Source organism: Archangium violaceum (assembly GCF_016859125.1).
GTDB lineage: Bacteria > Myxococcota > Myxococcia > Myxococcales > Myxococcaceae > Archangium > Archangium violaceum_A.
Map to the genome: position 1 here is coordinate 7,876,588 of NZ_CP069338.1, position 21,501 is coordinate 7,898,088.

Annotated in this window: 15 protein-coding genes; 9 read left to right on the forward strand and 6 right to left on the reverse strand. The window is 68.2% G+C overall.

Translation table 11 applies throughout. From position 1 onward, the window contains the following. Positions 1–8 precede the first annotated feature (8 nt). Genes JQX13_RS33810 through JQX13_RS33825 form a run of 4 tightly spaced genes read right to left on the reverse strand, consistent with a single transcriptional unit; the run spans position 9 to position 4,676 of the window. Entirely contained in the window at positions 9–1,508 is a 1,500-nt protein-coding gene (locus JQX13_RS33810) for a DUF4340 domain-containing protein (RefSeq protein WP_203403591.1), read from the reverse strand. Continuing rightward, complete coding sequence (locus JQX13_RS33815) at positions 1,505–3,088, reverse strand: GldG family protein (protein WP_203403592.1); 1,584 nt, start codon at positions 3,086–3,088, stop codon at positions 1,505–1,507. Before JQX13_RS33815 ends, JQX13_RS33810 begins: the two co-directional genes overlap by 4 nt. A gap of 22 nt (positions 3,089–3,110) precedes the next feature. Further along, positions 3,111–3,905 carry an ABC transporter permease gene (locus tag JQX13_RS33820; RefSeq protein ID WP_203403593.1) on the reverse strand — a complete coding sequence of 265 codons (795 nt, stop codon included), beginning with the start codon at positions 3,903–3,905 and terminating at the stop codon, positions 3,111–3,113. Between the two features lie 39 nt (positions 3,906–3,944). Then, positions 3,945–4,676, reverse strand: coding sequence for an ABC transporter ATP-binding protein (locus tag JQX13_RS33825; protein ID WP_239014012.1), 732 nt, complete (start codon positions 4,674–4,676; stop codon positions 3,945–3,947). A gap of 207 nt (positions 4,677–4,883) precedes the next feature. Here JQX13_RS33825 and JQX13_RS33830 point away from each other — a divergent pair, with 207 nt between their 5' ends. The 3 genes from JQX13_RS33830 to JQX13_RS33840 all read left to right on the forward strand — a co-directional run bounded on the left by JQX13_RS33830 (position 4,884) and on the right by JQX13_RS33840 (position 9,481). Then, positions 4,884–6,080 (forward strand): aspartate kinase, encoded by a 1,197-nt coding sequence (locus JQX13_RS33830; protein ID WP_203403594.1) that lies wholly within the window; start codon positions 4,884–4,886, stop codon positions 6,078–6,080. Positions 6,081–6,189: 109 nt separating this feature from the next. Then, positions 6,190–8,736 carry a N,N-dimethylformamidase beta subunit family domain-containing protein gene (locus JQX13_RS33835; RefSeq protein WP_203403595.1) on the forward strand — a complete coding sequence of 849 codons (2,547 nt, stop codon included), beginning with the start codon at positions 6,190–6,192 and terminating at the stop codon, positions 8,734–8,736. Between the two features lie 193 nt (positions 8,737–8,929). Beyond that, a complete protein-coding gene (locus tag JQX13_RS33840) occupies positions 8,930–9,481 on the forward strand; it encodes a hypothetical protein (protein ID WP_203403596.1) in 552 nt (183 codons plus the stop codon). 7 nt (positions 9,482–9,488) lie between these two features. Here the strand turns inward: JQX13_RS33840 and JQX13_RS33845 are convergent, their stop codons facing one another. Both JQX13_RS33845 and JQX13_RS33850 read right to left on the reverse strand, forming a co-directional pair. After that, positions 9,489–10,433 (reverse strand): ATP-binding protein, encoded by a 945-nt coding sequence (locus JQX13_RS33845; protein WP_203403597.1) that lies wholly within the window; start codon positions 10,431–10,433, stop codon positions 9,489–9,491. A 69-nt stretch (positions 10,434–10,502) separates the two neighbouring features. Beyond that, a complete protein-coding gene (locus JQX13_RS33850; protein WP_203403598.1) occupies positions 10,503–11,153 on the reverse strand; it encodes a hypothetical protein in 651 nt (216 codons plus the stop codon). 279 nt (positions 11,154–11,432) lie between these two features. Here JQX13_RS33850 and JQX13_RS33855 point away from each other — a divergent pair, with 279 nt between their 5' ends. From JQX13_RS33855 to JQX13_RS33880, 6 genes are all read left to right on the forward strand, one after another. Further along, entirely contained in the window at positions 11,433–15,029 is a 3,597-nt protein-coding gene (locus JQX13_RS33855) for a tetratricopeptide repeat protein (RefSeq protein WP_239014013.1), read from the forward strand. A 14-nt stretch (positions 15,030–15,043) separates the two neighbouring features. Continuing rightward, on the forward strand, positions 15,044–16,450 hold the full coding sequence (gltE, locus tag JQX13_RS33860) for an adventurous gliding motility TPR repeat lipoprotein GltE (RefSeq protein WP_239014014.1): 1,407 nt from the start codon (positions 15,044–15,046) through the stop codon (positions 16,448–16,450). A gap of 117 nt (positions 16,451–16,567) precedes the next feature. Next, positions 16,568–16,840 carry an adventurous gliding motility protein CglF gene (gene cglF / locus JQX13_RS33865; RefSeq protein WP_203403601.1) on the forward strand — a complete coding sequence of 91 codons (273 nt, stop codon included), beginning with the start codon at positions 16,568–16,570 and terminating at the stop codon, positions 16,838–16,840. A gap of 68 nt (positions 16,841–16,908) precedes the next feature. Then, a complete protein-coding gene (gene gltG, locus JQX13_RS33870) occupies positions 16,909–18,819 on the forward strand; it encodes an adventurous gliding motility protein GltG (RefSeq protein ID WP_203403602.1) in 1,911 nt (636 codons plus the stop codon). Between the two features lie 112 nt (positions 18,820–18,931). Then, on the forward strand, positions 18,932–19,546 hold the full coding sequence (gene cglE / locus JQX13_RS33875; RefSeq protein WP_203403603.1) for an adventurous gliding motility protein CglE: 615 nt from the start codon (positions 18,932–18,934) through the stop codon (positions 19,544–19,546). 12 nt (positions 19,547–19,558) lie between these two features. Then, positions 19,559–21,451 carry a tetratricopeptide repeat protein gene (locus tag JQX13_RS33880; protein WP_203403604.1) on the forward strand — a complete coding sequence of 631 codons (1,893 nt, stop codon included), beginning with the start codon at positions 19,559–19,561 and terminating at the stop codon, positions 21,449–21,451. The last annotated feature ends 50 nt before the right edge of the window (positions 21,452–21,501 follow it).

Sequence of the window (21,501 nt, forward strand, 5' to 3'; positions counted from 1 at the left end):
GCGGGGGCTCAGGGCGCGCTGTTCGCGGCCGGCCCGGCGTCCAGGAGATCCGTCAGGGTCAGCGGCAGCGCGTCGAGGGCCGACTTGTCCAACTCGAGCACGTCCTCGGACGAGCCGCGGGCCCACACGCGCTGCGGGTTGCCCTTCACCGGGTTGCCGATCCTCAGCCGGGCGATGAGCTGGCCGCCGCCGTCCATCAGCGACACGCCCCGGGACGTGTCGCTGATGCCATAGCGGGCCCAGTTCTTCGGGTTGGCCTCGGTGATGGCCGCCGCCTCGAGCTTCTCCAGCGAGTTCAGCAACGAGGCCACCTTGAATTCCCTGGCCAGGCCGTGCAAGGGCGCTTCCACCTCCCAGCGCTGGGTGTCCGGGACCTTCACCAGCGTGAGCGTCTCGCCGCCAGCGGCCGGGTGGACGATGAGCCCGCGAACGTCCCTGGCCTGGACCGCGAGCACCTTCTTGTCCTTGAAATCCAGCGGGGGGACGTCCAGGTCATTGATCGTCCCCCTGTCCACCACGCCGAGCATGACCTCCGAGCCCCACTCGGTCATCGCGAAGGTCTGCTTCGCGCCCGCCAGCGGCACCTCGGCCAGGCGCAAGCGCAGGGGCGTGCCGATCTTGGGGACGAAGGTCGCGTCCACCAGGGGCTGCTCCATCGCCTTGCGCGCCTTCTCCTCCCCCTCCTCGGGCCTGGGGAAGGAGAGGATCCTGCGGAAGCGGAGATCCGACACCATCCGGGCCACCCGTTGGGGAGCCGCGCGCAGCGCCAGCGGCTGCGTCAGCTGCCACGGCTTGTCGGTCGTGGCACGCTCCAGGGTGAAGGCGTTCCTGCTCGCCTTCACCTCGATGCGCAGCAGCGAGGACTCCTCCAGGGGAAAGACCTGGCGGTCACGCCATTCAGCGGTGGTCTTCTGCAGCGCGAAGCGGAGCGCGCCGCCAGCGGAGTACACACGAGGATCTCCTTCCCGGCGCAGGTAGGCCGTGCCGTCGAAGCGATTCTCGATGCCGAGATAGAAGGTCACCGAGTGCTGGCGCGATGGATCGTCCTTCCCACCGCCCTGCGCGTCCGGCACATAGGCACGGGCCGTCACGGTGGCGCGGGGCGGCTTGAGCCCATAGCGCTCCAGGTCCGCGTCGGTGGGGTTCTCCTCGATCGTCGCCTTGAACTTCGCGGCGGCGAGCTCACCGATGAGGTTGTCCACCTGGGTCTTTTCCGCGAGCGCGGACACAGGCGATGTGACGCGCCAGACGCCCTCCTGGAGCTCCATCTCCGTCTTCGAGTGGGGCAACTCCACGGAGACCCAGGTGAAGCGAAGAGCGGGAGGCGCTCCCCCATCCGTGCCACCCGCTTCGGGGGCGTTGACGGGGAAGAGCGTTGCCTCCGCCTGCTTGCGCTGGACCTCCTCCTCCTCCGGCTTCATCACGCCGAAGTACGCGTAGAGTCCGAGCCCACCGGCCACCACGGTGGCGGCCAGCAACGTCACGAGGTTCTTCTGACTGGCGTTCACTTGTTGCGCCTCGAGAGCCAGATGGCCAACCCCACACCGAGCAACGACAGGGGCAGGACGTCGGTGGATACGAAACGGATGCGGTTGAGCATGTCCGCGTCCAACTGGAGGGTGGAGGCGGCGCGATCCGGCGGACGGATGGTGACCTTGTCCTGCTGGCTGGTGGCCCAGGCCAGGGTGTTCATCACCAGGTTGCGGTTGCCCTCGTGGCCCCAGTTGGAGTCGAGCAGGAGCTCCGAGTCACCCACCATCACGAGCCGCGCCTCGTCGAAGCGCCGCGTCTGCTCGCTCGAGGTGTCGCGCGTGCTGGCCGCCACCAGGGTGAGCTGACCCTTCTTCTCGCCCTCGGTGGGCGCCGGCTTGTCGTCGGGTGTCGTCTCCACCCAGCCGAAGGGCGAGGTGAGGACCACGGGCTCCGCCTTCACGCCCTCGGCGAGCCCCTCGCTGCGCACGGTGATGCTGCGCGAGGTGGGGAACTCGACGTTGAGCTGCCGCTGGCGCAGCGGCATGGTGATCAGGTGGTTGCCGAAGAAGAGCGAGAGGACGACGTAGGGGCTGCCGCTGTTGAACTGCGCGTCGGCGACCACGCCCTTGTCGAGCGCCAGGCCGTACTCGGCGAGCAGCTTCGCCAACTCGTCACCCGGCTCACCGTAGGCCTCGGCGAAGTAGAGCAGCCGGCCACCGGCGGCCAGGTACCTGCGCAGCGACTCCACCTCCGGCGGGCTGAAGGGGGCCTTGGAGCCGGCGATGACCACCAGCGCTGCGTCCCGGGGCACCGTGGTGCCGCCCGCGAGGTTGAGCTCCCGGGTGGTGTAGCCCTCCTGGAGGAGCTGCTGCTTCATCTCCGAGAGGCTCGTCACCCGCCCGCGCTGGCCGGGCATGGGCATCTGCCCCTCCAGCGGCCACTCACCATGGCCGATCACGAAGTACACCTTCTGCTCGCTCACCTTGTTGAGCTTGAGGAGGGCGTTGGTGAGCTCCTGCTCACTGATGACGTGGAGCTTGGTGTACGACTCGCTGGCGCCCTCGCCCCGCGTGAGCACCACCGTCGTCTGGCCCTCGCGCAGCTCGTACTTCTTGGCCAGGTCCGGGTGGCGGCGTGGATCCTTGAAGGAGTAGTCGAACTTGTCCGGCGCCTCGAGGTGGTAGCGATCGAAGGTGCTCTGGAGCGCCTCGTGAGCGGGGTGGTCCGTCGGGATGAAGCCGATGGCGCGCACCGGCTCGGTGAGTCCGTGGAGCGTGCTCACCGTCTGGGGCGAGAGCGTGAAGACCTTGTGCTCCGTCAGATCCCAGCGCTTGTTCTTCTTGTGGGCGATGTAGTTGAGGGTCACCAGCGCGCCCAGCGTCATCAGCACGATGAGCGAGGTGCTGGCGAAGAAGAAGCTGGAGCGCCGCGAGGCGAACTGGCCGAACTGCTTGAAGTTGGTGGCGAAGTACAGGCCCACCAGCACCAGGCCGGCCACCACCTTCGTGGCGACGATGGGGATGGAGCCCGAGGTGAAGAAGAGGGTGAGGGGGCTGGAGAAGAGCAGCAGCAGCCCGAACCCGCCCAGAATCTTGCCGATGTTGGCCGCTTTCATTGGCGTCCTCGCGGGGGGCATGTCACGCCCAACGCTGTGCCTCCACCGAGCGGTGGCTGAGCAGCAGGGAGAAGAAGATGACGGAGACGAAGAAGATGGGCGTCTCCAGGTCCAGCACGCCGCGCAGCATCCCCGTCAGCTGCGAGTCGAAGGACAGGTGGCTGATGAAGGAGCGCAGGGGCTCCTCGGTGGCCCGGGCCAGCCCGCGCAGCAGCATCCACGGCAGCAGCACCGCGAAGGTCACCAGGGCGGCCACCATCTGGCTCTCCGTCAGCGTGGAGATGAACATGCCGATGGCCATGCAGGTGGCGCCCCACAGGAGCAGCCCGACATAGGCCAGCAGCACCGTGCCCCACTCCAGCACGGGGCCCGACTCGCTCGAGCCCAGCAGCGACAGCAGCACCGGGAAGACGATGGTGAGCCCCAGGGTGGTGGTGATGATGCCCAGGCCGCCCAGGTACTTGCCCAGGACGATCTCCACCGGCCGGACCGGCGCCGTCATCAGCAGCTCGAACGTCTTGTTGCGCTTCTCCTCGGCGAACAGCCGCATGGAGAGGAAGGGCACCACGAAGAGCGTGATGGTCATCACCGAGGTCCAGAAGGGCACCATCACCCCGTCGGTGAGGTTGCGGAACTCCTGGGGCACGCGCTCCCAGCCCAGCGTGCGCGCCATCTCCTGGGCGCGCTGGAACTCGTAGAGGGAGTTGACGAAGAAGAACGATGCGATGGCCAGCATCGCCGTGAAGACCGCGTAGGCCCACGGTGTGGTGAAGTAGATGGACAGCTCTTTGCGGGCGATCGCCAGCGCGGTGCGCATGGGTCCTCCGGGAACCGTGTGCGAGGGGACGTGCGGGCCTCAGGCCGCGGTCAGCTTGATGAAGATCTCCTCCAGCGAGACGTTCTCCGCCTGGCCGCCGTGCACGCGCGCCAGCTTGCGGATCTCATCGTACGCCACCACCCGGCCCTGGTTGAGGATGAGGACCTTCTCGCAGGTCATCGTCACCTCGGGGAGGATGTGGGTGGAGAGGATGACGGTGTGCTTGCCCGCCAGCCCCTTGATGAGGCCGCGCACCTCGGCTCGCTGGGCGGGATCCAACCCCTCGGTGGGCTCGTCGAGGATGAGCACCGGCGGCGAGCCGAGCAGGGCCTGGGCGATGCCCACGCGCTGCTTGAAGCCCTTGGAGAGGTTCTGGATGACGCGGCCCATCACGTCGGAGAGGCCCATGGCGCCGCCCACCCGCTCCACCTCGGCGCGCACGCCGCGGCCGGGCAGTCCCTTGAGCTGGGCCACGAACTTCAGGTACCCGGCCACCGTCATCTCCGGGTACAGCGGCGGGGTCTCGGGCAGGTAGCCGATGCGCCGCTTGACCTCCAGGGGCTGCTCGAAGACATCGAACCCCGCCACGCGGGCCGTCCCCTCGGAGGGAGGCAGGAACCCGGTGAGGATCTTCATCGTGGTGGACTTGCCCGCCCCATTGGGCCCGAGGAACCCGAGGATCTGCCCCTCGGCGACCGAGAAGTTCAGGCGATCCACCGCGACCCGCTCCCGGTATCGCTTGGTGAGGTTCTGGACCTCGATCATCGGCATGGGACGGCTCCGTTCAGAAGCGTTCGGGCGGCGGCCGATATAAAAGCCGATTCCGACCTGTCAAGGCAGGCGGGCGGGCATCGGAGAAACGCGGGGAGACGCTGGCGAGCCTTGTGCATGAGGTGCTTCCAGTGTGTCTTGGCGGACACGCCCGGCAGGTTACCTGTGACCTTCGCCGGCCCCTAGGAACAAAGCAGCGGGTGCTTTATGCCAATCGTGGTGCAGAAGTACGGCGGCTCCTCGGTCGCCGACGTGGAGAAGATCCGCAAGGTCGCACGCAGAGTGAAGGACACGAGGGAACGGGGCTACCAGGTGGTGGTGGTTGTCTCCGCCATGGGGGACACGACGGACGAGCTGCTGACGCTGGCCAAGCAGGTGTCGCCGGACCCGCCGCGGCGCGAGCTGGACATGCTGCTGACGTGTGGGGAGCGCATCTCCATGGCGCTCCTGTCCATGGCGCTGCAGGAGCAGGGGGTGCCCGCCATCAGCTTCACGGGGAGCCAGAGCGGCATCATCACGAATGACGCGCACTCGCAGGCGCGCATCGTGGAGGTGAGGCCCTACCGCATCCAGGACGAGCTGGAGCAGGGCAAGGTGGTCATCGTCGCGGGCTACCAGGGCGTCTCGTACAAGAAGGAGGTGACGACGCTGGGGCGAGGGGGCTCGGACACGACGGCGGTGGCGCTGGCGGCGGCGCTGAGCGCGGAGTCGTGTGAAATCTATTCGGACGTGGACGGGGTGTTCAGCGCGGACCCGAGGGTGGTGCCGGACGCGCGCAAGCTGGAGACGCTCTCGTACGACGAGATGCAGGAGCTGGCGAGCGCGGGGGCGAAGGTGCTCAACGCGCAGGCGGTGGAGTTCGCGAAGGCCAAGGGCATCGTCATCCTGGCGCGCACGGCGCACGGGCAGGGACGGGGGACGGCGGTGCAGGAGCTGGTGGCGCCAGCGGACACGTGGGTGAAGGGAGTGACGGCCGAGGTGGAGATGGCGGTGCTATCGGCGGCGGTGGAGGCGGGGCGGGTGCCGGAGCTGCTGGAGTTCCTGGACGCGCGAGGCGTGCGCGGCAGGGCGTTGGCGTTCGACGGGCTGTTGGGGCGCGAGGGGCGGACGTTCATCGCGGTGCCGTTGCAGGACGTGCACGGGCTGGAGGCGCTGAAGCGGGACGTGAGGGCGCGCTTCGGCGAGGTGGTGACGCTGCGGGAGGAGGTGGGGACGGTGACGGCGGTGGGCGCGGGGCTGAACGCGGATTGGAGCTACCTGCGCCGGGCGCTGGGGGTTGCGGAGGAGCTGGGCGCGAAGGTGCACGCGGTCCACACCTCGCCCCTGCAGCTCACGTTGCTGGTGGACAAGCAACACCTCGAGCCGCTCACGGCGAGGCTGCATCGCGAGTTCCTCGGAGCCTGACCCCGGCGGGTGACAATCTGTCCGGGAGTACCACCCAGGAATGGGTGGAACACTTCCCATGCCGGGTCTCGTGCTTACCCTCGCAGCCCCATGGGGGGTGGAGGCGGGCATGGGAAAGGGTGGTCGGATCATCGGATTGTTGGCTGCCGGACTGTGCCTCCTGAGCCTGGCCGGAGGGTGTGAGGAGTCGACCTCGGGCAACGGTGGTTCAGGGGGAGGAGGAGGGCGGGATAACCCGCCGCTCCAGAGCCCGGACGGCGGGCAGCCAGACCGCTTGGATGGTGGCTCGACGCGGCCCCCAGGGGATGGGGGGACGGCGGGACCGGTGGTGCCTCCGCACGACGCCGAGGCCATCCGCAAGGAGAACGCGCGCCCGGGGACGAAGGCGTGGCGGATCACGAATCGTGCGGCCAACAACAACGAGATCGAAGGCTACTCGCTCGTCTCCACGGTGACGCAGGGCGAGCGGGTGCCCATCGCGGTGTCGGTGACGGGCGGGCCGCGCAAGTTCTCGTGGGAGGTGTACCGGCTCGGCTACTACGGTGGCACGGGCGGGCGCGAGGTGGCGCGAGGGGGTCCGCTGCAGGCGGTGCCCCAGGCGTCGTGCCCGGCGCAGAAGCCCACGGGCCTCGTGGCCTGCAACTGGACGCCGACGCTGGAGATCGAAACGGACGCGCGCTGGGTGCGCGGGGTGTACGTGGTGAAGCTGGTGCGGGAAGACGGCTACCAGCGCTACGTGCCGTTCTTCGTGAGGGATCCGCTGCCGCGCTCGGAGGTGATGGTGATCATCCCGACGCACACCTGGCAGGCGTACAACACGTGGGGAGGCACGAGCCTCTACGACGACAAGTTCCGCATCACGGGAGTGGGGCGTGCCTTCCAGGCGTCGTTCGATCGGCCCTACTACCGGGGCTACGGCTCGGGGCACCTGCTGGATGACGATCAGGGGCTCGTCATGTGGCTGGAGGCGCAGGGGCTGGACGTGTCGTACGTGACGGACGAGGAGATGGACCGGAGCGGGGACGCGCTGAACCACGCCCGGGTCTTCTTCCTCTCGGGACATGACGAGTACTGGACGCGCACGCAGCGGGACCGGGCGGACAAGGCGCTGGCCGAGGGCCGATCGATCATCAACCTCGGAGCGAACCAGGCCTACTGGCAGGTGCGGCTCGAGCCGGCGGCGGACGGCCGGCCGAGGCGCATCGTCACCTGCTACAAGGGCGACGCGAGGGATCCGATGGGCGTGAAGAGCCTGGATCGGACGACGAAGTTCCGGGACCTGGCGACGCCGAGGCCGGAGAACGCGCTGTTGGGGGTGATGTTCTCCAGCCGCTGGCACCAGTTCGCCTTCCCGACGATCATCACGAATGCGGACCACTGGGCCTTCGAGGGGACGGGGCTGAAGAACGGGGACACGCTGTGGAGGGCCAACGGCTACGAGCAGGATCAGGTGGTGGCCAACGGCCAGTCGCCGGAGGGGCTGGAGGTGCTGGCCGAGTCTCCCGCGCTGTCGCTGCAGGGGGCGTTCGGCTTCGGGCAGATGGTGGTGTTCCGCAAGGGGGACGCGTGGGTGTTCTCGGCGGGGGGCATCGACTTCGTGCACACGCTGGGGACGAGCGAGGCGGCGGATCCCCGAGCGGCGCGCCTGGTGGCCAACGTCCTCTACCGGGCGCTGGGGAGGCCGGTGCCGAAGAACCTGGTGGTGTTGCCGGCGACGCCGCTGCCGAAGGCGCGAGGCCCCTTCGCCTCCGCGGTGCGGACGGTGGCGGGACAGCCGGGGAAGCGGGGTGACCAGGATGGAGGCCCGGGTCGGGGGCTGCTGGCCGCGCCGGTGGCGGTGACGGTGCTGCCCGGTGGTGGCTGGGCGGTGGCGGACGCGCTGGCCAACAAGGTGAAGCGGGTGGCGCCGGACGGGAGCATCTCGACGCTCTCGCAGGTGCGGCTCAATGGCCCGATGGGGATCGCCGCGGACGCGCAGGGGAACGTCTACGTGTCCGATTCGGACAACTACTGCATCCGCCGCATCGCGCCGGATGGGACGACGACGGTGTTCGCCGGAGCGGTGATGGAGCCGGGGATGATGGATGGACCCGCGGCGCAGGCGCGCTTCAACCAGCCGGCGGGGTTGGCGCTGACGCCGCAGGGGGAGTTGCTGGTGGCGGACATGGGCAATGGCGTCATCCGGCGGATCGATCTGCTGACTCCGGGCAATCCCGTGACGACGCTGCCGTCGAACCTGTGGCTGTACCGGCCCTCGGCGGTGGCGGTGGGGGCGGACGGGACGGTGTACGTGGTGGAGACGGGGATGTCGCGCGTGATGGCGCTGCGCAACGGCACGGTGAGCGTGTTCGCGGGCTCACCGCCGGGAGGCTTCGCGGAAGGGGAGGGGGAGAGCGCGAGGATGCTGCCGTACCTGGGCATCGCGGTGCTGCCGGATGGGAACGTGGCGGTGTCGGATCCGGGCAACTACCGGGTGAGGCGCATCTCCCCGAGCGGAGTGGTGACGACGCTGGCGGGCTCGGGCCTCTTCGGGGCGCGCGATGGAGAGGGAGACGACGCGGATCTGGTGTTGCCCGCGGGCCTCGCGGTGGGCCCGGATGGAACGCTGTACGTGGCGGACTCGGGCAACGCGTTGCTGCGCGCCATCACACCGTGACTTGAGCCAGCACCCTCACCACGGAATCATCGGGGCTTCCCCACGCCTGGGGTATCATCACGGGCGTGGCCCCGGTGTTTCGCGGAGGGAGTCATGCCTGGCTGGATGTGGCTTCTGGGGGTGCTGATACTGTCCGCTGCCTCAGGCTGAGCAGGCGAGAGGCTCGCCTGATGCAGAAGTATTGAGGAGCGCCATGGCACACCCCAGCGTTGAAGAGTTGCTGGCCAAAATGCGCTCGGCTCGAGAGGCAGGTGGGGCCAATCAGGCCAGCGCGGAGCAATTGCGGCAGAATCGAGAGCTGGTGGCTGCCTGCCCTGCGTTCACTCCGAATCTCCTGGAGTTGGCCCGGCTGTTGTTGCTGACCGATGAGCCCGGCGTAGACGCCAGTCAGGCGTTCTCGGAGATTCAGCGCTTGTTGGAGCAGGCCGTTCGAGCCTCGAGCCGGAGTGCCCCATCGCTGCTGGAACTGGCTCATTTCACGGACAGCATCCGGAATGATCCGGATGAAGCAGAAAGGCTCTTCGAGGAAAGCGCGGCGACGGCGTTGGGGTCGCTCGAAGGCGCATGGTCGGCGTTGATCAACCTGTGGACCGTGCGGAATCGTAGGGAGACCCTGGAGAAGGCGTTGGAACTGGGGGCGCGAGCGGAAAAGCTCTTCCCTGATTCCGCGGGCATTCATGCCGATGTGGCACGTGCACGAAGTTTCGCCGCGCACATGGGGTTGATTCCCGACGAGAACTCTTGAGTCACCGTCAGTGCTTCGAGCGCATCCCGCTCGGTGATGGGCCTGGCCGGACGTCCAGCTCCTGCCGCATGCGACGCTGATCCGGCGTCTCCTTCGGCAGCTCCACGAAGCCGCACATCTCGCACAACCGGCTGTAGATGCGCTCGCCCACGCGCTCGCGTATCAGCTCCATGTCGCGCACCGCGGTCTTCGCGTCCTCCGTGGTGCGGTAGCCGCTCGGTGCGGCGGTCCGGGGGGTCCTGCGCTCCGGCTCCAGCGAGTAGTTCGTCGCGAAGAGCGTGGTACGCCCCGCGTTGTAGCGCCGGGCGATCAGCTCATCGAGCGTCTCCATCTCGAACGGGCTGCCGCGCCCCTTGCCCAGCTCGTCTATGGCCAGAACCTCCACGTCCGACAGCGGGCCGATGATCTCCCCGCCGCTCTTCCCCTCCTGGAAGCCTCGACGGATGGTGGCGTAGAGCAGGGAGATCTCCACGTACCGGGCCTCCAGCCCCACCTCGAGCACCAGGTGCTTGAGCGTGGCCGTCAGCAGGTGCGTCTTCCCCGTGCCCACCGGGCCACTGAGGACGAACCCCTTGTTCACCCCCGTCTTGTCGTAGTGGTGGGCGAAGTGCATCGCCAGGTTGCGGGCCCGATCCTGCGCCTCGTTGAAGGCCCGGTAGTTCTCGAAGGTCGCGTGAGCCATCACCCCGGGCAGCCCCACCTCGGTGAAGTGGCTCACGCGCTTCGCCCGGTGCTGGCAGACGCAGGGCACCAGCACCTCGTAGCGCTTGGGCCCCACCCTGGCGCTGAATGTCTCCTCGCGCACCTCGTAGGCGAACCCACGCCCGTCACACAGGGTGCACCGTGCCGAGCACCTGCACACCCGCGCGTGCGCGCGATCTCCCCGCCGCTCGATGACGTACGTCCTTCCCCCACACTCGCCGCACACCTCGCCGCTCGCCTTCGTGACCATGTCCCAAGGCCATAGCAGAGCCTGCTGACGCTCGTCAGCAGGCTACACCAGCGCACACGGGGACCCTCTCTAGGAATCCATCAGTCCCAGCCGCCTGCGCACCACGACGAGCAGCCGGAAGCGCCGGGCCAGACGCCGCGCGCGCGGGGACATGTACTGCTGCTCCGTCTCCTCCCCCCGCGCCGTCCGCCACAGTTCCAGCCGTTCGGGGAAGGGCAGGGCGCGCAGCAGCACCAGCCCCACCAGGGACTCCTGGGCCTCCATCCGCGCGAACTCGGTGGGGACCTCGTGCAGCACCTTCTCCATCAGCCGGTGGATCCTCGGCGCGAGCCCCGGCTCCCTCTCGGCGAGCCGCTCCAGCGAGGCCTGCAGCTGCGCGTGTCGCAGCTCCTCCCAGGAGCGCGTCCGGGTCGTGCGTCGGCCTCCCTCGCTGCCCGCTCCCGCCGTGCGCTCCCGGTACTTCTTGATCTCCGCCTCCACCTGTCTGCGGCAGGCCCGGAGGCTGCGCAGCACGGGCTCCCCGGGGCGCGCATCCCACATCGCCTTCTCCGCCGAGCGCGCGATGCCTCGCGCCACCACCTCGAACGGAACTCCCTGATCGGCCCAGGACGTCAAGAGCTCCGCGTCCAGCCCGGACAGCATCAATCCGCTGCCGCGCATGGCGAGGAAGTAGTCCTGCACCAGCTCCGCGAAGCTGGCGCTCTCAGGCAGGAGGCTCATGAAGTGCTACATCTCCGTAGTGGGTCGCCGGAGGGCCGGGCGCAAGGCTCCCCTTACCAGTCGGGGCTGACAGCGCAACCCAGGAGACGCTTTTCGCACAGCATTCCTGGAATCTTTCCGATCGTGCCGTACCGAGCGGGCGTACCCTGAAGGGCCTGTTGACCCGTCCCAACGCACCGCGCATAGTGCGCAGCCTCCCAGATGGAAATTCCCGAAGAGTCCCGGACACTTGCCGAGCAGGCGAGAGAGCCGGCCGGTAGAACCCAGCAGAGGAAACCCATGCGCCGTACGCTCCTCCTCAGCCTCCTGCTCCTGGCTTCGGTCGCCAACGCGCAGGACAAGAAAGCGCCGCGCGACGCCAACCTCGGCAAGAAGAGCTCCACTGCCGTGGTGGACAAGTCGCTCGCGGGCGACATCAGCCGCAAGAAGGAGAAGCAGGACAACGCGCCCGCCCTCCAATACGACCAGTTCCGCCTCGGCGTGGAGACGCAGGTCGCCTCCAAGCGCCGCGAGCAGATCGAGTCGCTCAAGAAGATCATCTCCCTCTCGGCGGACCCGAAGGAGCAGCCCGCGCTCCTCTTCCGCCTGGGCGAGCTGTACTGGGAGGAGTCGAAGTTCTACTTCTTCGAGGCGAACCGGAAGGACGACGAGCTCCTCGAGGCGATGAACCGCGGTGACTCCGCCGGCCAGAGCCGCGCGAAGGCGGGCAAGGCCGAGCTGCTCACCCGGCAGAAGCAGTACGGCAAGCTCGCGCTCGAGCAGTACACGAAGATCGTCCAGGAGTACCCGGACTTCGAGCGCTCGGACGAGGTGCTCTTCTTCCTGGGCACCTATCTCATGGAGGATGGCCAGGCCCGCAAGGCGCTGGTGGCCTTCAAGCGCCTGGTGGAGAAGTACCCCAAGTCCAAGTACATCCCCGACGCCTACCTGGCCTTCGGCGAGTACTACTTCAACAGCTCGAAGGGCAAGCGCGCGGACCTGGAGAAGGCGCTCGCCGCCTACAAGAAGGCCGCCGAGTACCCCGAGAGCCAGGTGTACGCCTTCGCCCTCTACAAGCAGGGCTGGTGCTACTTCAACCTCGCCGACTACGCGAACGCCAAGGACAAGTGGAAGACGGTGGTCCTCTACGGCGAGCTGGCGGGCGCGCAGGCCGTGGAGAAGGACGGCAACGCCAAGAAGAGCAACTCGCTGGTGCGTGAGGCCCGCACCGACTACGTCCGCGCCTACGCGCGCGAGGGCGACGTGATGCTCGCCCGCGAGGACTTCTCCAAGGTCGCCACCAACCCGGACGACCGCTTCGCGATGATGCGGACGCTGGCGAACATGTACTACGGCGATGGCAAGGACCGCGAGGCGGCCATCACCTACAACTCCCTCATCAAGGAGAAGCCCCTGTCGCCCGAGGCTCCGGGCTTCCAGGGCCGCATCGTCGACATCGTCCTGCGCATGGGCAACAAGGAGCGCACCGTCACGCAGGTGCGCCGGCTCGTGAAGATCATGAAGGAGGTCGAGGGCTCCGGCGTCATCAAGGAGGAGAAGGACAAGAAGGCGCTCGCGGAGGCCAAGGATCTGGCCGAGCGCACCCTGTCCAACCTGGCCGTCACCTGGCACAACGAGGCCAAGAAGACGCGCGAGGAGGCCACGTTCGGCTACGCCGACATGATCTACTCGGACTACCTCACGCTCTTCCCCGAGAGCCCCAAGGCGTACGACCTGCGCTTCTTCTGGGCCGAGCTCCTCAACGACAACCTCCAGAAGTACGACAAGGCCGCGGCCAACTACACGCTCGTCGTTTTGCAGGACGTGAAGCAGCTGGAGGCCAAGGACGAGCAGGGCAAACCCAAGCCGGGCAAGCCGGGCAAGTGGCTGAACAACGCCGCGTACAACGCCGTGCTCGCCTATGACGAGATGGTGAAGGACGCCGAGGCCAAGGGGATGTTCAAGGCCGAGGACACCAAGGACATCCGCAAGAAGGCCACCATCCCGCAGGCCAAGAAGGATCTGCTGGAGGCCTGCGAGCGCTACCTCAAGTACGTGACCAAGGGCGACAAGCGGGTGGAGATCGCCTTCAAGGCGGCCAACATCTACTACCGCCACAACCACTTCGACGAGGCGGTGCTGCGCTTCAGCGAGATCGCGCTCGGTCACCCGGAGTACAAGTTCGAGACCGGCGAGCGCGCGGGCGAGATCGCCGCCAACCTGGTGCTCGACTCGTACAACCTGCTCGAGGACTGGTCGAAGGTGAACGAGTGGGCGCGGCGCTTCTACAACAACGACAAGCTCGCCTCCGGCAAGTTCCGCGAGGACCTGTCCAAGGTCATCGAGCAGTCGGCCTTCAAACTGGTGAGCCAGCTCGAGGCGAAGAACCAGTTCGCCAAGGCGGCCGAGGCCTACCTGTCCTTCGTGGCGGACTTCCCGCAGACGGAGATCGCCGACGTGGCGCTCTTCAACGCCTCGGTGGACTACTACAAGGCGAAGATGCTGGATAAGGCCATCCAGGTCCGCCAGCGCATCATCGAGCAGTACCCGTCCTCTCGCTTCGTGCCCGAGTGCATCTACAACAACGCGGAGGCGCTGGAGGCCATCGGTGACTTCCAGGAGTCCGCGGACGTGTACGAGCAGTACGTGCGCGGCTACGAGGCCAGCAAGAACGGTGGCTCCGTGGCCCGGGCCGCTCCCGCGCGCGCCAAGAAGGGCAGGGGCAGGGGCAGGGCCGCTGCCGCCCCGGTCTCCAGCAAGCCCGGCCAGCCGCAGAAGTGGGACGAGTCCAAGGCCCAGGTCGCCCTCTTCAACGCGGCCACCTACCGCGAGGGTCTCGGCCAGTTCAAGCAGGCGCTGGCCCTGCGCGAGCACTACCTGGAGCTGTGGCCCAAGGCGAAGGACGCCGAGGACATCCTGCTCTCCATCATCACCCTGCACGAGAAGACGGGGAACTACTTCAAGGCCATTGGCCAGCTCGAGGAGTACGAGCGCCTCTACATGCGCAGCCCGAGCAAGTTCCTGATGGCCGAGGGCCGCATCGTCGACATCTACGAGAACAAGCTGCGCCGCGCGAGGGACACCGAGCGCCTCTACAACCGCATCCTCGACTACTACGAGAAGCTGCCGCGCCGTCTGCAGCAGTCCCTGGAGAAGCCGGCGCTGGAGGCGGTGGGCCGCGCCCAGTACCGCAGCGTGGAGCCGGACTTCCAGTTCTACTCGCGGTTGAAGCTCTCCTGGGGCAGGCCGCCGAGCCCCGACAAGCTCAAGGCCTCCATCCGCGAGAAGAACGACTCGCGCGCCTTCGTGGAGAAGAAGTACGTGCAGACGGTGCAGATCGGCGCGGCCGAGCCCGCCATCTGCGCCCTGAACCGCATCGGTCTCATCTACGACAACTTCGCGGACAAGATCTCCAACGCGCCCATGCCCCCCGGCATCGACGAGGAGACCGAGAACGCCCTGCGCGATGAGTTCGCCAACCAGGCCCAGCCCCTCAAGGACAGCGCCGCCGAGGCCTTCAGCAACGCGGTGGCCAAGAGCCGGGAGCTGGACGTGTTCAACAACTGCGCGGCCGAGAGCTTGAAGATGCTGCGCGACACCTACCGCCCGGAGCTCTTCCCGACGATGTTCGAGGAGACGGTGGCTCTCTCCAAGGGCCGCGACCTGGCCATCGGCGGCGATGTGCTCGCCGCCATCCAGGACGTGCCGCCGCCCGTCGTCGAGACGGCCTCGTCCGAGCAGGGCAAGACCCAGGAAGTGGTCGAGGACGTTTCGGATCTCGCCAGGCGGCTCCAGCAGCAGACGGCCACCCAGGTCGATGGCCCCTCCGCTCCCACCAAGGAGGGCACGCCCAAGCGGGCCGGGACGGATGAGCAGGAACCGGAGGACTTCCTCTAATGAATCACCACCCCATGATGCGCTCATTCCTCCTGGCCGCGCTCGCGGCGCTGTTCGCCGCGGGCTGCGCGGGCTCCAAGGCCGCGACCAACGGCTCCGACACCACCGGTAGCAAGGCGGGGGCGGGCAAGGCCAACGAGCCGGTATCCATCTCCAACCGCGCCAAGCTCCTCTTCGAGGACGCCATCAGCGCCTTCGAGGCCCAGAAGAAGGCCAACGCCTTCGACTACCCGTCGCTCGAGCGCAAGTTCAAGGCCGCGCTGTCCGCGGACGAGAACGTCGCCGAGGCCGAGTACAACCTGGGTGTCATCGCCGAGCGCCAGGGCAACCAGCAGGAGGCCATCGCCCGCTACCAGGCGGCCCTCAAGAAGAAGCCCACCCTGCGCCAGGCCTCGGAGAACCTGGCGGTGATCGCCCAGAACTCGGGCGACATCGCCGGCGCGGTGGCGCTCTACCAGGGCATCCTGAAGATCTACCCGGATGACGCCAGCAGCCGCGCCCGCCTGGCGGAGATCTACCGGCAGACCAGCGACCACGACAAGGCGATGGAGTTCTCGCGCGCCGCCCTCATGCGCGACCCCCAGTCCGTCACCGCCTACAAGGTGATGATGCGCAGCTACCTGGAGCGCAAGCAGCTCGCCATGGCCAAGCTGGTGGCCCTGCGCGCGCTCAAGATCGACCAGAACGATCCCGAGCTGCACCACACCATCGGCCTCATCCTCCTCCAGGAGGAGAAGAAGGACGAGGCGCGCGCCGAGTTCAAGCGCGCCATCGAGGTGCGCGCCGACTACGTGCCGGCGCACGTGATGATGGCGCAGCTGACGCTCGAGGCGGAGGACTACCCCGCCGCCGAGGAGCATCTGCGCCGCATCCTCCAGGCCGATAGCAAGAACGCCGCCGCCCACCTCAACCTCGGTATCGCCTACAAGGGCCAGGGCCAGTTCGACAAGGCCATGCAGGAGTACGATGAGGCGGAGAAGCTCGATCCGAACATGGCCGCCATCTACTTCAACCGTGGCGCGCTCCTGCACCGCAACAAGGGCGCTCCGGAGCGGGCCATCGAGCTGTACCGCAAGTACATCGCCCTGTCCGGTGGCGAGGTCGCCCTCAACGCCGAGCACCCCATCTTCGGGCTGCTGCGCGAGGCGGAGTCCATCGTCCAGGCCCAGAACGAGGCCAAGGCCCAGGAGGAGCAGCAGAAGCAGCTCGAGGCGCTCCAGAAGCAGCAGCAGGAACTGATGAAGGCGGAGGAGGCCAGGCAGGGCACCGTGAATGCCGCGGGCACCGACGCCCCGGCTCCGACCCAGCCCGCGGGGGCCACCCAGCCCGCCGGGGCTCAGCCGGCCGCGCCCGCCAGCACTCCTGAGCAGAAGAATCCAGCGCAGACGGATCCGAACGAGCCGTCCGACGATCTCTTCTAGCGGGTAGGGGTAGCGAGGGTGGGGGGATTGATGCGAATCTTCGTCCGCTGGTGCCGGAATCCGGCACCGGTGGACGTGATGCGGAACCCCGGGGAGGGGAACCGCCCGGAGGCAGTCATGCGGAAGCTCCTGATGCTGTGCGCGGTACTCACTGTGACCCCGGCTGTTGCCCAGGATGAGGGGGACAGCGCGCCCAGGGAGTCCAGCGGTGGTGGGAAGGCCTCGAAGGGCCCGCAGACCATCGACTTCGAGGAAGATACGATCGAGGGCGACCTCACGAAGCCGGACGGCGAGTACGTCGAGGCGCGCAAGAAGGTCCAGCACTCCAACCTGATCCGCATCCGCGAGGACTTCGAGGACAAGGTGATGCAGTCGGTGGGAGAGCTGTGAAAATCCTTGGGAACCCACCGAAGCCCGCGTTGTCCTAGAGATCGCCGACACCCAACCAGGGAACTTCCATGCCCGTCCCACTGACACTCAAGGTCTTCAAGGGGGAGACGCTCGTCACCTCGAAGGACTTCGAGCGCGACATCATCAAGATCGGCCGTCTCGCCTCGGCCCACCTGTGCCTGGATGACGAGAAGGTCAGCCGCATCCACTCCGTCATCGAGGTCGCCGCCGACGGCAGCCTGTCCATCATCGACATGGGCAGCGTCGAGGGCACCTACGTCAACGGCAAGCGGGTCAACAAGGGCCAGCTCGCCTTCGGTGACGAGATCAAGGTCGGTGGCACCACCATCCGCCTGGACAATCCCGCCGCCGTGGCCGCGGTGAACCTGGCCTCCGCCGCCGCGAGCGCGGCTCCGACGCCGGTGCCGACGGCTCCGGTGGAGACCTCGTTGGCCGCGGGCCTGGCTCAGACGGCCGGGTCTCCGGCTCCAGCCGCGACCCCGGCCCCGGTGGCGGTGGTGCAGCAGCCGGTGGCGGCCGCCGCTCCCGCGCCGAAGGCGGTGGCTCAGCCGGTGGCGGAGGCTCCGGCCGCCGAGCCCGCTCCGCGCGTGCGCCGGGTGGCTCGCAAGGGCCGCGGTCCGCTCGGACTGGGCCTGCACTTCATGTGGGGCGACCAGCGCGTGGGCGAGTTCTTCCTCGCGCCGGGCAAGAAGCAGAGCTTCACCGTGGGCAGCGCCAAGGGCGTCAACTTCATCATGGGTGACGCGAAGCTGGGCGGCGAGCGCTTCGAGGTGGTGCGCACGGACGGTCAGTCCTTCACCGTGCTCTTCACCGGCAAGATGAAGGGCGAGCTCACCCGCAAGGGCGAGACCATGGACCTCAAGGCCGTCATCGAGTCCGGCAAGGCCAGCCACGAGGGCGAGGCCTACGCGCTCACCCTCAAGGAGGAGGACTTCCTCTCGGTGGACCTGGGCGGTGTGACGCTGGAGGCCCTCTTCGAGTCCGTGCCCAAGCGGGCCTTCGCGCCCCTCTCGGAGTCGGTGGACTACGCCGTCGTCAACATCTTCCTGGTGATGTTCTTCCTCGCGTCGATGTTCGTCATCAGCGCGTCGAACCTCGCCGCGGCGGGTGACGAGTACGCGGACGAGCTGGCGGGCAGCAACTCGCGTATCGCCAAGCTGATCGTCAAGCCGCCCGAGACGCAGAAGAACAAGTTCCTCGAGAAGCTCAATCAGCAGAAGGCGGAGAAGCAGGCAGAGAAGGCCGCCAAGGCGAAGAAGGACGAGGCGCAGACGGTCAAGAAGGACGTCCCCAAGCAGCAGGCCTCGTCCCAGGCCAAGCCGGACAAGCGGGCGGCGGCCAAGAACATGGCCGCGAAGATCTTCGGCGGGAAGGGTGGCGCCGCGAGCCTCTTCGGCGGTGGCGGCCTGGGTGGTGACCTGAAGAGCGCCATGGGCAACATGTTCGGCGCCAAGGGCAACGCGGCCGGTGGCTTCGGTGGCCTCGGTCTGCGCGGCGGTGGCGGCGGTGGCGGTGGCGGTGGTCAGACCATCGGCATCGGTGCCGTCGGTACCAAGGGCCGCGGCGGCGGCATGGGCGGCTACGGCTCCGGCGTGGGTGGCCTGGGCGGCAAGCAGAGCGTGGAGGTGGGCATCGCGGCCGAGGACGCCACGGTGACCGGCTCGCTCGACAAGGAGCTCATCCGCCAGGTCATCCAGCGCAACAAGGGGCAGATCCGCTTCTGCTACGAGAGCCTGCTCAACCGCTACCCGAAGCTGGGCGGCAAGGTGTCCATCCGCTTCACCATCGCCTCCGAGGGCAACGTGGTGACCTCATCGGTGGCCCAGTCCACCGCGGGCAACTCCGAGCTGGAGCAGTGCGTGGCCGGCCGCGTCCGCACCTGGTCGTTCCCCAAGCCCAAGGGCGGCGGCTCGGTGGTCGTCACCTACCCGTTCATCTTCAAGGCGGCCGGCGAGTAGTCGCTTCCGCTGAGTGAAAACGTTCAGGTGGGCGGTTCCGTCACGACGGAGCCGCCCATCTTGCTTTTTGGCGCTGGCGTCTCCGTGCTGCTGGGCTAACGTCCGAGCTCGCATGAAAGCCCTTCGCCCCTTTGTCGTTTGTGCCGCACTGGCGCTCCCTTCGCTCGCGAACGCGCAGGCCGCTGGTGACAGGCCGGCCGAGACCATCGAGGAGATCGAGCGCGGTCTCTACTTCTCGGTGCTTGGTGGCCCCTTGTTCATCGTGAATCCTCCCGCGTCCGAGGGTCCTCGGCCCTTCTCGCCCGGGCAGATGGCCCAGGTGGAAGTGGGCGTGGACATCGGAGATCGCCTGTCGCTGGGTGTCTTCGTGATGGGTGCCTCCAACCGAGCAGGCTCGGAGTACGTGGGCAACTCGGGCGGCGCGGCCTCCGGTGACTTCTCCATGCTGGTGCCCGGCGCCGTGGCGCGCTTCCACCTCGTGGGATTCGCCGATGCCCAGGAGGTCAAGCGCACGTGGATCTACGTCCGCGGTGGCGCCGGTTACGCCTTGTTCAGGCCGAAGCAGCTCCTGCCAGACCCCGACATTCTGGTTTTCGCCGGACCGGGACTGGAGTACTACACACGCCTTCGCCACTTCTCGGTGGGTATCGAGGTGACGGGGAGCTTCTTCGTCCAGTCTCAGTCATTCGGGTTCGCGGTGACGCCGAACCTTCGCTACGCGTTCTAGCGGGAGAAACACGTGCCTCAGGAGAATGGAAGCGGTGGGCCGCGCGGTGGGCGGGGCCGGGAGGGCGGTGCGCCCGGCCAGGGTCCGCGTCGTGACGGTCCGGGTGGTTTTGGTGGTCGCGACGGAGGTCGCGGCCGGGGTGATGGACCCGGGCGGGGCCGGGGTCGTGATCGTGCGGAAGGGCCCGTCGGTCCGGGCCAGCGTGTCATCGCCGAGCTGAGCACTCTGGAGAAGGCGCTGGGCAAGGCTGATTTCGCCGCCCAGAAGTCGCCGCTCGAGACGATCGTGCGCTCGCTGCGGTCCATGCGGGTGAAGTCGCTCGACGAGTTGGAGCTCAACGTGCGTGGTCGGCTCATCACCACGTTGCTGCGCGTGCAGCGCCAGACGCGGCCTCCCGCGCCCGAGGCGGCGCCCGCCTCCACGGGTGAGGCGGGCGCCGAGGCCGCGCCGACGCCTCCGGAGACTCCGGCCACCGAGGAAGCACAGCAGGCGACCCCCGCGGAGGGCGCGGAGGCTTCCACCGCCGCTCCGGCCGAGGGTGCCGCGCAGGCCCCGGCGGCGGATCCGGTGAAGGAGAAGTTCAACGCCTACGTGGATGTCATGTACCTGGTGGGCCGCGCCTGGCGCGCCGCTGGGGATCAGGAGCGTGCCGCGGCGGCCTTCGCGCTGAGCGGGCGCGAGCCGCAGCCCGAGCGTGAGGAGCCCGCCCCCGCTGCCCGTCCCACGGGAGAGCGTCGAGAGGGTGAGCGCCGCGAGGGCCGTGAGCGCGGTGATCGTCGCGAGGGCCGTGAGCGTCGCGAGGGCCGTGAAGGCGAGCGGCGTGAGCGCGGCGAGCGCCGGGAGCGTGGTCCCGAGGGCGAGCGCCGGGGTGAGCGGGGTGAGCGCGAGCGTCGGCAGCCCCTGCCCGAGTTGACGGGTGACTGGACGGAGCAGGTGAAGCAGCTCGAGAGCATGGGCCGTACGCGTGATGCGGCGCGCATGCACGAGCGCAACAACTCCTTCGCCGAGGCCGCCCGGCTCTTCGAGGCCGGTGGGGATGTGCGGAGCGCGCTGCGCGCCGCCCTGGCGGGCAAGGAGAACGACACCGCCCGCCGTCTCATGGCGACGGTGCCCGCCGAGCAGCTCACCCAGGTGCTCGAGAAGGCCGGGGCGTACGAACTGCTGATGGAGCTCTACATCGGCAAGGGTGACTTCGAGAATGTCGCCCGGCTGTACGAGCGTGCCCGTCAGTTCGATCAGGCGGCGCTCGCCTACGAGCGCGCCGGGAAGCTGGCCCTCGCGCGCAAGGCGTACGAGCGCACCCGCGACTTCGCGGCGGCCAACCGCATCCGGGACCTGGAGGTGAAGGTCCTGGTGGAGCGCGGGGATCGGCTCGGTGCGGCCACCCTGCTGGTGAACGCCGGCCGCCGCCAGGAGGCGGTGGACGTGCTGGGAACCCTCCCGCCGCCCAAGGCCTTCCACTTCCTCCAGCGGCTGAAGCTGGAGGAGGAGGCCAAGGCACTTGCGCAGAAGGAGCTCGCTCGCGCCGAGGCGGAGAACAAGCCGGCCGGCCGCGCCCGGTGGCTGGAGCTGCTCGGAGAGGCAGCCACCGCGGCGGCGCTCTACGAGGAGATCGGCCGCAAGGAGAAGGCCATGGGGCTGTACGAGCAGATCGGCCACCTGCCGAAGGCCGCGGCCCTGGCGGAGGAGCTTCAGCTGCGTGACCGGGCCCTCGCCCTGTACACGAAGCTCGGCGACAGCGCGGGCGTACAGCGCGCCGAAGCCCTGCCCGCTATCCCCCCTCCCAAGAGGCCCGCGGATGCCGCCGCGGCCGCGGAAGAGGCCGAAGAGACTGGGGGTGAGGGCGAGAAGGCCCCCGAGGGGAGCTCGTCCGCTCCCGCTGCAAACGAGCGAGAAAGCCAATAAATCTCGACAGTTGGCGGGATTTGCGGGATTGCTGGGGAAGGTGAGCGGGC